The sequence below is a fragment of the Blautia sp. SF-50 genome (assembly GCF_900101315.1).
Taxonomy (GTDB): domain Bacteria; phylum Bacillota; class Clostridia; order Lachnospirales; family Lachnospiraceae; genus Blautia_A; species Blautia_A fusiformis.
The window spans coordinates 36,575-50,840 of record NZ_FMUW01000002.1; the positions used below are offsets into that span (position 1 = coordinate 36,575).

The window sequence follows — 14,266 nt, forward strand, 5'->3', positions numbered from 1 at the left end:
CTCACGCGCCTTATATTGTTTTATGTGTCTGTCCCTCCAATCCGCGCCCTTGCAAGGGCGCAATACTCGGCGTTTATCTCAATGCCTATATAATGCCTGTCAAGCTGCCTTGCGGCTGCCCCCGTCGTGCCGCTGCCGAAAAAGGGGTCAAGCACAACGCCGCCTTTCGGACAGCCCGCCTTGATACAGGTTTCGGCAAGTTTTGGCGGGAACGCGGCGAAATGCCCGCCCTTGTAGGGAACGGTATTGATAAGCCACACGTCCCGCCTGTTCCGCATGGTCGGCATGAGGGCTTCGTCGTAGTAGCTGCCGCTTCGCGCCCGGTTAAGCCCCTGTACGTTCCCCTGTCCGGGTACTTCGTCCGCATATTTCTGTCCCGCGCTGCGCCCGGTGCGGTACCGCGCCGCCGTTGTGGGGGCTAACGGCTCGGCTATGGCGGCTGCGTCATAAAAATACTTCTTTGACTTCGTAAGCAGAAAGATATGTTCATAGCAGCGGGTAGGGCGGTCTTTCACGCTCTCCGGCATGGGGTTTTCTTTCTGCCAGATAATGTCGCTCCGTAAATACCACCCGTCAGCGCGTAGGGCAAAGGCTAAAAGCCAAGGGATACCGATTAAGTCCTTTTGTTTGCAGCCGGAAACGCGGTTGTTTCTTGCAATCTGCTGTCCGTTTCTGCCTTTCGGGTTCTTCGGGTCTGCATGGTAGCCTTTATTTCCTGTGCCGCAGTAGGTGTCCGCGATATTCAGCCAGAGCGTACCGTCAGAACGCAGTACCCGGCGCAGCTCGCGGAAAACCTCGGTCAGCCTGTCAATGTACTGCTCCGGCGTGTCCTCCCGCCCAATCTGCATATCAAGCCCGTAATCCCTAAGCGCATAGTAGGGCGGGCTTGTGACGCAACAGTGTACGCTTTCCTCTGGAAGCTCCCGCAAGGCATAGAGCGCGTCCCGGTTGATGATTGTGTCAGTTTTCAGCCCGTTCATGCTTCGCCCACTTCCTCCGGCTTCGTCGTCATTACCCGGTAAAGCTCGGTGTCTTTCGGGAAGCGGTCTACAAAGGGCAGCACCACGTTCCCGTAGAAGATAAGCCCCTCGCCCGCTTCGGTGTGGGTGACATACTTCATCTGCTGCGGGGAGATGTTGAGCTGCTTTGCAAGGATAGCCCGGTCGCCCGCCGCCTGATTGAGCATGAGGACAAAATCAGAGTTTTCAAAGATATTCTCCACTTCGCGGGAAGCAAGCAAATCTTTGACGTTCTGCGTGATTGCTGTGGGTATGCCGCCCCATTTTCTGAAACGCTTCCAGATTTCAACGGAATAGGCGGCGGTCTGTTCCTCTTTCAAGAGAAGATGAAATTCGTCCATAAAATACCGGGTGGATTTCCTTTCTGCCCGGTTGACGGTGACGCGGTTCCATACCTGGTCCTGCACAATGAGCATACCTAATTTTTTGAGCTGCTTCCCAAGCTGCTTGATGTCAAAGCAGACAAGGCGGTTTGAAAGCTCTACATTCGTCCTGTGGTTAAAGACGTTAAGGCTCCCGGAAACATAAAGCTCCAACGCCGCCGCGATACGCGCCGCTTCCGGCTCCGGCTGCTTCAAAAGCTCGTTGTAGAGGTCGCCCAAGATAGGCATTTTCTCCGGGTCGGGGTCTGCAAGGAAAGGGCGGTACACGTTCCTAACAGCGCGGTCAATGACGGTCTTATCGACGGGCTGCAAGCCCTCCTTGCCGCCTATGACAAGCTCGCAGAGGGAGAGGATAAAGTCGGATTTCAGCGCAAGGGGGCTGTCGTCCTCGCTGTAATTGAGGTTAATATCCATAGGGTTCACATACTGGGGCTTCCCGTCAATGCCCTTGCCCGTAGGCGATAACCGTATCACTTGCCCGTCAAGCCGCTGCACAAGGGAAAAATACTCTGCTTCCGGGTCGCAGATAATTATGTCGTCGTCGGTAATGAGGAAAGCGTTTGTCATTTCCCGTTTGGCGGCAAAGGATTTCCCGCTTCCCGGCGTACCCAAGATTAAGCCGTTGGGGTTCTTTAGCTGCTTGCGGTCGCAGAGTATCATGTTGTTAGACAGGGCGTTTAAGCCGTAATACAAAGCCGCGCCCGTCTGAAAAAGCTCCTGCGTGATAAAGGGGATAAAGATAGCGGTGCTTGACGTGGTAAGCCCTCTTTGAATGGGGATAAGGTTCTCCCCAAGCGGTACAGAGGACATAAGCCCCGCTTCCTGTTGGTAGTCAAGGCGGGTTAAGGCGCAGTTGTTCTTCTGTGCAATGCCCGCCGCCGCGAATACGTCATTTTCCAGTTTCCTTTTTGTGTCTGCCATGTTCACCACAAGGAACGTCAAGAGGAACATTCTTTCATTCCGGCTCTGCAAGTCCTGTAAGAGGTTCTTCGCTTCGCTGCCGAAAGTGGCAAGGTCGGACGGGATTATATCCATGTCGTAGCCGCTGCGTACCGCTTTTTTCTGTTCTTCGATTTTCATTTTGTCAAGGTCGGTGATTTTCCGCTTGATTGTCTTTATGGCTTCGGTCTGGTCGATACTGTGGATATGCAGATTGACGATAACGCCCGTTTCCAAGTCCAGAATGTCAGATAAGATACGGTCGTTTAATTCCGGCGCAAGGATTTCAAGGAATGAAACCGCGCCGATTTTGCGCCCCATGCGGAAATAACGCCCCTCGCCAAAACGGAAAGAGGACGGGGCGATAAAGTCCTTTGTGGAAAGCCCGGACGGGGCAAGCCATGAAAAATCAAAGGCAAACTGCCCGCCCTCCGGGTGGAAAATGCCATGCAGCATTTTAAGGCGTTCATAGCCTGTCATGGGGCGGGCAGACACGCCCAAGAGCTTAAAGTTGTTGAGTACGTCCGTTTCGATACGGGCAAGGCGGGATTTCGCCGCGCCCAGACTGTCGGCTTCAATGGCAAAGGTGATATATTTTGCTTTGACAAGCCCGTTGTTGCCCTTTGCAAGCTGGTTTTTCAGCATATCCCGGTATTCTGTGCGGATAGAATTGAAAGCGTCCTCCTGTGCCGGGATATTGACCGCCTTTTCCGCTTCGCCGCGCTGCGTCCCCTGATTGATGAAAGAGAGCTGCACCGAAACGGAAGCGTCAAAGTAGTTGAGGAAGTCGCACCAGTTCTCAAAAATGGCGGTCTTGTCGTCTGCCTGTGCAAGCTGATAGTTAATATCTTCAAAGGCGACGGTCTTTGAGTATTTCCGTCCCGTAACCTTGCAGATACCGTCCGGGTACATCTGGATATAAGGGATTGTCTGCTGCGCGGTGTGCGCTTTCCCGTCGCCCTTTGCCTGTCTGATGATTTCCGCAATCTGCTTTTTCTCGGCGCGGGTGAGCTTGCGGGGCGGGTTAGGCTTTGCGCTTCCCGCCGCGCTGTTTCTTCGTGTTTCCTTTTGCAATCGCTGATACCTCCTTTTCAAGTTTTCTCTGCCGTTCTAAGACGGAATAAAAGTTGTCTGTCCTGTATGGTCGTTCTTTGGGGGCTATGAATTTCGTCTGAATGATGTTCTTCACCACCACTTCAAGGGGCTGTCCATGCTTCTCATACATGGCAAAGAGGAAACAGGGCAGCATGACGGCAATCATAGCCATAGACGCAAGGCTTGTGCCTGTGCTGTCTTTGAGCAGAAAGAAAAGCGGCAAGCCGAACAGGAGAGCCGCCGCAAAACATACAATCTGCCGTTTGGTAAGGTTGAACGCTACTTTTGTCTTGACTTTGGATAAGTCTTTGGGTACGGGTACATACGCCAAGTGAAAACCTCCTTTCTCTGGGTTTGGTGTTGCTGTAACTTCCCATAAGGGTAATCAAGGCAAAGGTCAATCTATGCCCTTTGCCCGCCCGTATTATATGGGGGTTATCCGCGTCAAGGTCGGGTCGTATTTTCGCCGCTTCGCTCTGAAAATCTCCACCCTGCCCTTGACACGCCGCTAATGCGCGGAGAATATCGACTTCGCCAGTGCGCCGGATTTGAACAGGGAGAAACAGAGGATAACGGTATAGGCTGCAAGGGAGAATATCGCGCTGTGCAGATTGTCCGCTATTATCATGTTGTTTACCAGAACCGCGTAAATGCCGACGCATATCATAATGAGGAAGCCTTGAAAACCGATAGCGAACAGGGATTTTAGGTAGTTGTTTCCTATCTGCCCCCATTCCCGGTTCGTCATTGTTGCAAACGGGATAGGCGATACCGAACAGTAAAGGTAAATCTCTATCATGCGCCCGTAGAGGATAACGGTTATCAGTACGGACATGATTTTCATGCACAAGCTCACAAGGCTTGTTTCCATGACAAGTAAGAGCAGTTCGGGGATTTCCATAGCGTCAAGCCCGTCCTGCATGGAAGCAAGGGCGGCGGCAACATCAATCTCTGTGCTGCCGCCGATTACCCCCGCCGCGCCGGAAACAACGTGCTGCGCCATATCGAACACCGCCATAGTGATGTCAAAGGTGTGCGTCACAAGGTAGACTGCCACAAACGCCTTGAACACCCACTTGAAGAACATGGAAGTGTCAACGTCGTGCATATTGTTCTTTTCCGTTACCATGCTGATAAGCTCATAGCATAGGACGTAGGTAATGACAAGCCCCGCAATGGGTACGATTACATTCTCACTAAGGGTCTGTATCATGGAGAATATATTTGCGTTCCACCCTTGCGGGGTCTGCCCTACCTCTGCGGCGATAGTGCCGACTTTCTCGTTTACGTCCCCGAACATAGTTGACAGATTACCGTTTATGGCTCCTATGAGGATTTCCTTTATCCATTCGTTAATCGCGTCAAGTATGCTCTGCATAAGCCTTTACCCGCGCTTCTTAACCGAACAAGCCGGAAAGCAGCGGTACAAGGGTCATGCCGATAAGGGCAACGCCGCCGCCCGCCATAAGCTGCTTCATGCCCTGGCTCTTCGCGCCCGGATTGTCGTTGCCGTAGCCCTCCATGAGATTGATAACGCCCCAGATACCAAGCCCGGCTCCAAGTGCTACAACAAGGGTCTGCAAAACGTCTACTGCGCTATTGAAAAATGCCATAAATAAATCCTTTCTGCCGCGTCTGCGGCTGTCCGGCAAGCGGACAAAAGGCGGTCAGCGTATGCCGCCGCATAAAAAAACCGCCCTCTGGTAAAGGCGGCTGTCCCCGCGCTGCGTAAGTTCTGCGGCGCGGCGGTATTCAGTTGTAGGGGGGTGCGGCTCCTGCCGCTGTGTGCTGCGCCGGAAAGTAGGGGCGCGTATCATGTAGCCGATATTGATATATGTGATTGCTTCGATTCCTCCTTTCGGTGTCCCGCTGTGCTGCCGGACGGGTATTATTCAGACTTGCGGGAAGTGAATAGCTTGCATAGCAAGGTGTTCGCTTCCCGCAAGTTCACAAAGGGGTAGCTGCCGCAAGGCAGCGTAGGGGAAGTGTAGCTTCCCCTGTCCCCCCCTCCCCGGCGGTCTGCCATGCTGTCACTGTTGAGGGATAAGCCCCCGGCGCGTGACATACTCCGTTGCAAAACGGCGGTGTTCCGCTTCCTTTTCCCGCCAATACTCCCATAATGCAGCGTCGGCGGCTTCCGCAACATTCATTAAAAACCGTTCAAGCTGCTTTTGTTTTTCCTCTGCGCTACGTTTCCTCATGGTCTGCGTCCTCCTGTAAGTCTGCTGCGTCAATCTCGTAATAGTCAAAAACCTCGTCGGGCTTGACAATGGCGGGGCGGCGTTTAAGGTGCTTTTCCATGTCAAAGGCGTTCTTCGGGTCTGCGTCGGATAGGTACTTGTATTTCGGGTGTTTCGTTATGTCGAATTTGTCCGAAAAGAACGGGCGCACCCCGCGTAGCTGCAAGATACATTTCCCTCCGTCCATGACTGCGATTTCATCTTCCGTCATAAGCTGCTTTCCCAATTTCTGATAGTTCAGCCCATGCGAAAGCTCCCGCCCCCTTGTTTCGGAAGTGTTGAAGCTGTCTATCGTTTCCTTGCCTAAAATCTCCGATATTTCTTTGAGCGTGGTTTTTTCCTTGCCGCCCAAGAAAAGCGTGGTGTCGCAGTTGCCGACTATGGTATCGGCGTTGTCCTTGTAGATTGCCTTTAGCTGTGACTGGCTCTGCAAGATGATTGACGCGGAGATTTCCCGGCTCCGTATGGTTGCGATTAGTTTCTCAAATTTGGGGATTTGCCCGATATTCGCAAATTCATCAAGTAAGCACCGTACATGGACGGGAAGCCGCCCGCCGTATTCATCATCTGCTTTGTCGCACAAGAGGTTGAATAGCTGTGTGTAGAGAATACTCACGACAAAGTTAAAGGTGTCGTCGGTGTCGCTGATAATCACGAAAAGGGCGGTCTTTCTGTCACCTATGGTGTCAAGCTCCATTTCGTCGGTTTCCATAAGCTCCCGCAGCTCCTTAATGTCGAATGGGGCTAACCTCGCGCCGCATGAGATAAGTATGCTTTTTGCGGTCTTGCCCGCCGCCAGTTTGTATTTTTTGTACTGCTTGACTGCAAAATGTTCCGGGTCTTTTTCTTCCAGACGTTCAAACATGAGGTCAACCGGGTTCTGGAAATCCTCGTCGTCCTCGCGGGCTTCCGACGCATTTATCATTTCAAGCAGCGTCGTGAAGTTCTTCTCGTCCTCTGGGGCTTCATACCAGATATAGCCGATTAGTGCGGTGTAGTAGAGCTTTTCCGCTTTCACCCAGAAATCCTCGCCGGATTTTTCCCCGTCGCCTTTGGTGTTGGCGATAATGGTATTGACTAATTTCAAAATGTCCTTTTCGCTCCGCAGATAGGCAAAGGGATTGTATTTCATGGATTTTTTGAAGTTAATCGTATTTAGCACTTTGATACGGTATTTGTACCGCTGCAACATTTTCCCGGTTTCCAAAATCAGTGTTCCTTTCGGGTCAGTGACGATATACGACGTTGGAAAATCCTTTGACGTACATTGCATGAGCGACGGTTTCACAAAGAACCGGGTCTTGCCGCTGCCGGAACCGCCGATTACAAGAATATTTTTGTTTCTTGCGTATTTCGGCTGCTTCGGGCGGCTGTTCATGGTGAGCCGTTCCGTCTGCGTTAAGGGGATATTGTTCTCAAATACCGGGTCTGTGTACGGCTTTATGTCGTCAGCCCCGCCCCAACGCGCCGAACCGTATTCTGTCCCGCGGCGGTATTTCTTCGCGTTCTTGCCTTTGGTGTAGATAATCAGCCGGACAATGACCGCCCCCGCAATGCCGATAAGTAAGTCTGCCGGGTGGAAGCTCGGCGCGATACTGGAAAAGGCGGTGGTAAAACCGTCCCCAAGATGTAGCAGCTTTGCGCTTGCGTCCGCGCCGGGGGATAGACGGACAGCCGCGCCCACTTTATCAAAGAGCCAGACAAAGAGCAGATACGGGAGATTTAGGATAAGCAGCTTCTTGATTTCCGGCTTCATAGCGATACCTCCCTGTCCTTGTTCTTGACCTTTGCCCGTTCCGCGTTCTTGCCCTGTGCGGCTTCTTTGAGCGTAGAGAGCAGCTTTCGGATAGAGGGCTTTTTCTCCTGTGTCAGCTTCTTTGCGGAAAACTCCTTAAAGGCTGCGGTCAGCACGTCCGCGTCCCGCCCCTTGAAAAAAACCAGATAGCGGGGCGGGCTTTCCGTTGCGTCCTTTTTCAGCGCAAAGTCGATACCGTACTTTTTCGCCGTACTCTCAAAGGCTTTGATATTGCCCTCGGTAATCTCAATGTTGGAAACGCCCGCGTTCTGCTTCATAAGCTGCTTTAAGCTCTGCTTTCCCTGTGGCGGTTTTGCAAGCTGCTTTTTGCCCTTTGACAGTATGGCTTTCATTGCCTTTTGGAGCGTCTGGGCGGTCAGCTTCCCGGTCTTGATGTAAAGGGCTATGGTCTTTTCGTTTACTTCGTCCTGCAATTCCTCGCGTCCTCCTTTCGCGTTTCTTTATGGGGCGGCGGTCAGATACGCACCCGCAGCCCGTTCAAGTCCTCGGCTCTGATACCCACAAGATACCAGTTGTCGCCGTACTCAATCCGGGTCGGCTTCCACTTGCCCCGCACGAATACGTCAAAGCACTCACCGCAATGCAAGCCCCCGTAGTAGCTGTTTAAGTCAAAGCGAATGTCGTAACGGTCGGTGCGCTCGTCAAATACCAATGCTCCTGTCATTTTCTGTGCCATAATAAAATCCTCCTTTTGTTGTTTTACAGGCTTTCGCCCGGTTTGAATGAATAATAGTCCGGGTCGCCGTACTGCGGCTTCTTCGGTGACAGTGCGCCGCTTGCCATGTCATGGGCGACAAGGGAAGTGTAATAATTGCCGATAGTGGACGGGGCGTTGAAAAGGGCTGCTTTCAGATATTGCTTGATGTTGCGGATTTTCGTTGTGTTCTCCCGCATACAGTCAAGCACAAAGCGGATATGCTCGCCGTCCAGTTTCATAAACTTAGATTTCACAAGCTCTGCCGGGTAGTCGTCCCCCGCAATCCGTACCCGCTTTCTGGCGGTGCATACGGTTTCAAGCATGAGGTCTACAATCTCGTCCAGCCTGTCCCCGTCAAACTTCATGTCCTGTTTGAGAATGTGGTAGTCGATATTGTCCTTGATGATTTCCCGGTATATATCAACTGCGCTCTGTGCTGCCGCTTCCGTTCCTTTCCGTTCCGGCGGCGTAGCCGCTTCTCTGCAAGGAGAGGGGTTAGGGGAAAGGATAGGAATGGAATGGGTACTTGATAAATCTGTATTTGATTTTTCTTTTTTTGGTAAGTCAGTTCTTTGTATATCTTTATTTAATTGCGTTGGATTTTCCAACGTAGGTTTTTCCAATGTTGGTTTTTCCTGCGTTGGATTATCCAATGTTGGATTTTCCAATGTAGGTAAATCCGGCGTAGGCGGCTGCGGCTGCTCGAATATCACATAGTCCGCGCCCCGCAAGCGTCCTTTCTCGTCGCGCTCCCTTGACCGAACGATATACCCGGCGCGTTCAAGCTCCTTAATGGCTTCGCGGATAGCGTCTATCTTCTCCCGGTTGATAAGGGATAAGCCTTTCAAGGTGTAGTCCCAATCTTCGGGGAGTGACAGCATTTGCGACAACAGCCCTTTTGCCTTTAAGGAAAGCTCCTTGTTGCGTAGGTGGTGGTTGCTCATTACGGTGTAGCCCTTGTTCCGTTCCACTCTGAAAACTGCCATAGTAAATCACTCCTTTTGCTGTGGATTTGTTACGCAGTAGAAGCGCGGTTTCGGGGGATAAGGTATAAATCCCTTGCCGCGCCAGATACGCGCCCGCAAAATCGCTTGTAGCAAGGCTTTTTCTGCCCCTACTGCGTAACAAAGGGCATAAAAAAGCGGCGTTCCTGTTCTCCCATGTAGAGAGTAAGAAACGCCGCTTCTGCGTCGTATTCAGTTTTTAGTACAATACCCTGCTTGTCCGTCGCTCGAAAAACCTTGATTTTCCAGTGTTTTCAAAAGTATCGTTATCTAACGTCAGCTTTTGATCGTCCTGCATTCCAGGCAATGCTGGAAGATATCCGGCGTGGAATTGTAGATTGCGTAGTGGTAAAAGACTTATCACGATTTGGAAGGGAATATATTGATTCCGGGAAGTATATCGAGAGATTATTCCCGGCTCTTGGTGTGCGTTTTATTGCCATCAATGACAATTATGACAGTCTCAAGGGAAAGAATCAGGCAGACGAAATCATTATCCCATTTAAGAATTTAATCAATGATGCTTATTGCCGTGACATTTCTATTAAGATCAGGAGTAATCTTGAGATTAAGAGGAAAAAAGGTGAGTGTGTGACTCCGTTTGTAGCTTTTGGATACAGGAAGACAAAGACAGATAAGCATAAATTAGAGATTGATCCATCTGCAGGCAGTGTAGTACAGGATATTTTTAAGATGAAGCTGCAGGGAATGAGTCAGGATGCGATCGCTAATCGTTTAAATGAACTGGGTATTCTTTCTCCATTTGAGTATAAAATCAGCAACGGCAGTCATTATGAAACTGGCTTCCGACAGAAAGAACAGGCACTTTGGAGTTCTGTTACAGTCCGCAGAATACTGGAAAACGAGGTTTATATCGGAAACCTTGTACAGGGAAAAAGGACAACACCAAACCATAAAGTGAAGCAGACTTATGTGAAACCGGAAGATGACTGGATCCGGATTGAGAAAAATCATGAACCTCTGGTGAGTGACCGTGATTTTGAAATTGTTCAGAGGCTTCTTGGCATGGATACACGTACTTCACCTGACCAAAAGCAGGTATATCTGTTATCCGGAATTGCTGTATGTGCGGATTGTGGAGCACCTATGACAAGAAAGGTTTCTACTGTGGCAGGGAAAAAATATGCTTATTATCTATGTTCCACAAATAAAGAAACAAAACGCTGTTCCAGTCATAGAATACCGGAAAAGGATCTGGAAGATGCCGTACTGGTGATGCTGAAACAGCATATCCAGAATATCCTGCACCTGAAAAGAGTCCTGGAATTTGTTGGTACTGTGCCATTTCAGGAGATCAATATGAAGAAGCTGCAGGACAGGCTGGAGAAGAAAAAACAGGAGACAGAACGCTGTAAGGAGTTACGGATGATGCTCTATTCGGATATGAAAGAGGGCATTGTATCAAAAGAAGACTATGTAGAGCTTCATGCAGCCTATGGAAAGAGGCTTAGAAATGCGGAAGAGAGTATCCGTGCGATCCAGAAAGAAATGGATAGTGAGCTGGAAAAAGCAGACAAAGCCAATACCTGGCTGGATTATTTTGTGAAATATCAGGATATTGAAGAACTGTCCCGCACTGTGGTGGTAGAACTGATCAGACAAATCAGAGTATATGATAAAAAGAATATAGAGATCACTTTTGATTTTGATGATTGTTATCAGACATTGCTGAATCAATTACCGGCCATGGGAGTTGATACGGTAATAGATGATGATAATAATCTTCAGGTCAAGGTAAAGGAGGTTGTATAAAATGGCACGAAAGAGCAGGAAAAACATTCCGGAAGTAGTCAGCAGTGCAACCGTCCAGACAGAGATGAGCAGACCATTCCGGGCAGGATTGTATGCCAGAATTTCAATGGAAACAGAAGAAACCTTAGAAAGAGGAACGATAGAAACCCAGGTGGAATTGATGAAAAACTTTGTAGCAGATACGGAAGATATTTCGGTTGCGGAAGTTTATAAGGACTCAGACTATTCAGGTACAAATTTTGACCGTCCTGGATTCGTACAGATGATGGAAGATATCAAGCATGGAAAAATCAATTGTGTTATTGTAAAAGATTTGTCCAGACTTGGAAGAAATTATGTCGAAACCAGTAATTATATTGAACGAGTATTCCCGTTTTTCCATGTAAGATTCCTGGCTGTGACAGATGATTTCGATTCCTTCAGAGAGGGTGTGGATCTTACAGTTCCACTGAAGAATATTATCAATGAGTTCTATTCGAAAGACCTTGCCAAAAAGAGCAGCAGCGCAAAAAAAGCTCTTTGGAAAAAAGGAAAATTTACAAGTGCCTGGGAACCGTATGGTTACAGAAAGTCAGAAGAAGACCATCATCAGCTGATCGTTGATGAAGAAGCTGCAGAACATTTGAAAAGTATATTTTCTATGTATATGGATGGCAGGAACTATAGTGATATTGCAAGACAGCTCAATAAAGATGGAGTTTTATCGCCGACTTTACAGAGAAAATTCTATAAAACCGGTGAAAAGCCGCTTCCGGAGTCAAAACCCTGGAACAATTATGAAGTGAAACGAGTTCTTCAGGATGTTCATTGCACAGGTGATTCTGTATTTGGAAAATATCAGCAAAGTGTTTTCCAGGGAAATAAACAGAGAAATCGACCAGAGAGTGAATGGGTGCATGTGGAGAACACGCATGAAGGGATTATAGATAGAGAGTTGTTTCAACAGGTACAATCTAAAATCCAGGAATATACGGAAGCTTATAAGAAGAAACATCAGCAGAACAATGGGGCTATTAGAAACCATAATTTCTATACAGGAAAAATATGGTGCGGAGGCTGTGGCAACCGCATGACGTTGTCCAGAGAAAGAAATGGCACATTCTTTTATATCTGCGGAGCAAATACTAACCATAAATCCGGAGGAAAGCAATGCAAAGGGCACAGAGTCAGAAAAGAATATGTGGATGACGATGTTCTTCGCCTGATCCAAACGCATATGAAAACCGTATTGGATACAGAAAAAATGATTCAGAAAATGAATGCAGCTTCCAAAAATCAGACACAGTACCTGCTTTTGGATAAAGAGGTGGGAAAACTTCGACGGGAACTAAGCCGTATCAGTAAGCGTAAATCGGATTTATATGAAGACTATTCCGAACGTTTGATTACAGAAGAAGAATACATACAGTTTTCTCGGATCTATTCCAATGAAATTGAGAATATCAAGAGCCGTCTGGACACAGTATTGGCGGCACAGGTTCGGTATTCCCAGGATTACCACATTGAAGAAGGCTGGGGAAATGTGATACATACTTATATGTCAAAGCGTAAGCTGACAAAAGAAATGGCAGATGCCTTTGTGGATTCAATTATTATCCATGGTAAGTATGATTATGAGATCAAGCTGGTATATGACGATCAGTTTGCAGATTTACAGAAACTAAAGAAAGAGAAGGAGGCGCAGTCAAGATGACAGATCTTAGAAAAACAGCTGTTTACATCCGTTTGTCTGCAGAAGATGACAATGTAGATGGCAGAGCCAAAAAAGAGAGCGACAGTGTAACTTCTCAGAGAATTCTGTTAAAATCATTTGTAATTGATGAGCTGGGTGTAGCTGAGTCGGATATTCTGGAATATGTGGATGACGGTGTCAGCGGTACTCATTTTAAAAGGCAGGGATTTCAACAGCTGCAGGATGACATGAAAAGCGGAGAAATCGGCTGTGTAGTTGTGAAAGACTTTTCCAGATTTGGAAGAGACTATTTGGAAGTTGGATTTTATATTGAATATATTTTTCCACTTCTACAGATTCGATTTATTTCGATTAATGACAGCTATGACAGTGCAGCAAGCAGCGGAATGACTGGTGGAATGAATGTAGCATTGCAGAATCTGGTATACAATATGTATAGCCTGGATTTGTCAAAGAAAATTTCATCAGCATTGCAGACAAGAACGAGAAATGGTACACGCCTTCCGGTAAATGCCAGATATGGCTATAAAAAAGGAAAAGATGGAAGGCTGGAAGTAGATCCGGAGGCTGCAAAAGTCGTGAAAATGATTTTTCGGATGGCAGCGGAAGGAACAAGTTTTGCGGATATTACAAGGGAATTGAACAGACAGGCGATTGCCACTTGTGATGAGCAGAAATTATCAAGAGGGGATCAGGTGCAGTTCCAGAGGTTTGACACGATCAAAAAGAAACACTGGAGCCCTACGACAGTAGCGGCAATTGTCCGGGATGAGATTTATATTGGAACCAGAATCTGGGGAAAAACACGTTGCAGTATGCATACCGGTCATAAAGCAGTTCTGAATGATGAAACAGAATGGGTTCGCCTGGAAAATCATCATACGGCAATTATAGACAGGGCATTGTTTGAAAAAGCAAATGAAATGCATCCGAAAAAGAAGAGAAGTGTTGCGGAATCACGCACCAATTTTACTCTGGAAAGACGTAAAAAACAGCCGGCATTGCTGTTGTGTGCCAACTGTGGGCATTCTTTACTAAAAGAAACGGAGCATCTGCTAAAATGCTCAGATGCTCGAACAAATGGAGATCCTGTGTGTCGAAGTCTGGTGATCCGACGGGAACCGCTGGAGGAGAATATCCTTGGGCTTGTCCATCAGTATGTAGCGTCAATGTTGGAAAAAGAAAAGAAAGTATCTTCCAACAGGCAATGCGACTACAAAGAGATCAATACCGCAGAATTGCAAAAACAGAGCCGACAGTTGACCTCGGAAAAGATGAAACTCTATGATGATTACAAAGATGGTCGTATAGATTGTGATTCGTATAAGCAGAGAGCTAGAAAGATAAGTGTGCAGCTGGAGGAAATAAAACGAAAGATAGAAGATGCGGAGAATAGTAAAAAGCTTCTTGAACAAAATGAACTTTCTGATAAAATAAAACTAAAAGATTTCTTGGGAATTCAGAAGTTCGATACAGAGAAGCTGCGTGAGATTATCAAGGTGATCCGTGTTCATAGTCAAGATGAAATTGAAATCGAATGGAATTTTGACGATATTTTTTCGGAACAGAGATAACTTGAGCAGGACAAGAATGACTTATCAGAAGAT

At 48.0% G+C, this 14,266-nt stretch carries 12 protein-coding genes and 1 pseudogene; 3 read left to right on the forward strand and 10 right to left on the reverse strand.

Features of this window, described 5'->3' with window-relative positions; translation table 11 throughout:
* Positions 1–20: 20 nt before the first annotated feature.
* From BLP57_RS01475 to BLP57_RS01515, 10 genes are all read right to left on the reverse strand, one after another.
* A complete protein-coding gene (locus BLP57_RS01475; protein WP_092068825.1) occupies positions 21–980 on the reverse strand; it encodes a DNA-methyltransferase in 960 nt (319 codons plus the stop codon).
* Entirely contained in the window at positions 977–3,415 is a 2,439-nt protein-coding gene (locus tag BLP57_RS01480; protein ID WP_002569172.1) for a VirB4-like conjugal transfer ATPase, CD1110 family, read from the reverse strand. Before BLP57_RS01480 ends, BLP57_RS01475 begins: the two co-directional genes overlap by 4 nt.
* Positions 3,366–3,767, reverse strand: a complete 402-nt coding sequence (locus BLP57_RS01485; RefSeq protein WP_002569171.1) for a PrgI family protein — start codon at positions 3,765–3,767, stop codon at positions 3,366–3,368. Before BLP57_RS01485 ends, BLP57_RS01480 begins: the two co-directional genes overlap by 50 nt.
* A 177-nt stretch (positions 3,768–3,944) precedes the next feature.
* Positions 3,945–4,814 (reverse strand): VirB6/TrbL-like conjugal transfer protein, CD1112 family, encoded by an 870-nt coding sequence (locus tag BLP57_RS01490; RefSeq protein ID WP_002595174.1) that lies wholly within the window; start codon positions 4,812–4,814, stop codon positions 3,945–3,947.
* A 19-nt stretch (positions 4,815–4,833) separates the two neighbouring features.
* Positions 4,834–5,049: a Maff2 family mobile element protein gene (locus BLP57_RS01495; protein ID WP_002569168.1), complete on the reverse strand. Its 216-nt coding sequence runs from the start codon at positions 5,047–5,049 to the stop codon at positions 4,834–4,836.
* 417 nt (positions 5,050–5,466) lie between these two features.
* On the reverse strand, positions 5,467–5,637 hold the full coding sequence (locus tag BLP57_RS17745) for a hypothetical protein (protein WP_002569167.1): 171 nt from the start codon (positions 5,635–5,637) through the stop codon (positions 5,467–5,469).
* Positions 5,624–7,432 carry a VirD4-like conjugal transfer protein, CD1115 family gene (locus tag BLP57_RS01500; protein ID WP_002569166.1) on the reverse strand — a complete coding sequence of 603 codons (1,809 nt, stop codon included), beginning with the start codon at positions 7,430–7,432 and terminating at the stop codon, positions 5,624–5,626. Before BLP57_RS01500 ends, BLP57_RS17745 begins: the two co-directional genes overlap by 14 nt.
* Positions 7,429–7,905, reverse strand: a complete 477-nt coding sequence (locus BLP57_RS01505) for a PcfB family protein (protein WP_002569165.1) — start codon at positions 7,903–7,905, stop codon at positions 7,429–7,431. Before BLP57_RS01505 ends, BLP57_RS01500 begins: the two co-directional genes overlap by 4 nt.
* A 41-nt stretch (positions 7,906–7,946) precedes the next feature.
* The gene (locus BLP57_RS01510; protein ID WP_002569164.1) at positions 7,947–8,168 is read right to left on the reverse strand and encodes a DUF5348 domain-containing protein; all 222 of its coding nucleotides are present in this window, start codon (positions 8,166–8,168) and stop codon (positions 7,947–7,949) included.
* A gap of 23 nt (positions 8,169–8,191) precedes the next feature.
* Positions 8,192–9,175 (reverse strand): DUF6017 domain-containing protein, encoded by a 984-nt coding sequence (locus BLP57_RS01515; protein WP_002569163.1) that lies wholly within the window; start codon positions 9,173–9,175, stop codon positions 8,192–8,194.
* Between the two features lie 285 nt (positions 9,176–9,460).
* Between BLP57_RS01515 and BLP57_RS01520 the strand changes: the two are divergent.
* From BLP57_RS01520 to BLP57_RS01530, 3 genes and pseudogenes are all read left to right on the forward strand, one after another.
* Positions 9,461–10,966 (forward strand): annotated as a pseudogene (locus BLP57_RS01520) (recombinase family protein); the annotation flags it as partial.
* 1 nt (position 10,967) lies between these two features.
* Positions 10,968–12,659 carry a recombinase family protein gene (locus BLP57_RS01525; protein WP_092068828.1) on the forward strand — a complete coding sequence of 564 codons (1,692 nt, stop codon included), beginning with the start codon at positions 10,968–10,970 and terminating at the stop codon, positions 12,657–12,659.
* Complete coding sequence (locus BLP57_RS01530) at positions 12,656–14,233, forward strand: recombinase family protein (protein ID WP_092068831.1); 1,578 nt, start codon at positions 12,656–12,658, stop codon at positions 14,231–14,233. Before BLP57_RS01525 ends, BLP57_RS01530 begins: the two co-directional genes overlap by 4 nt.
* The last annotated feature ends 33 nt before the right edge of the window (positions 14,234–14,266 follow it).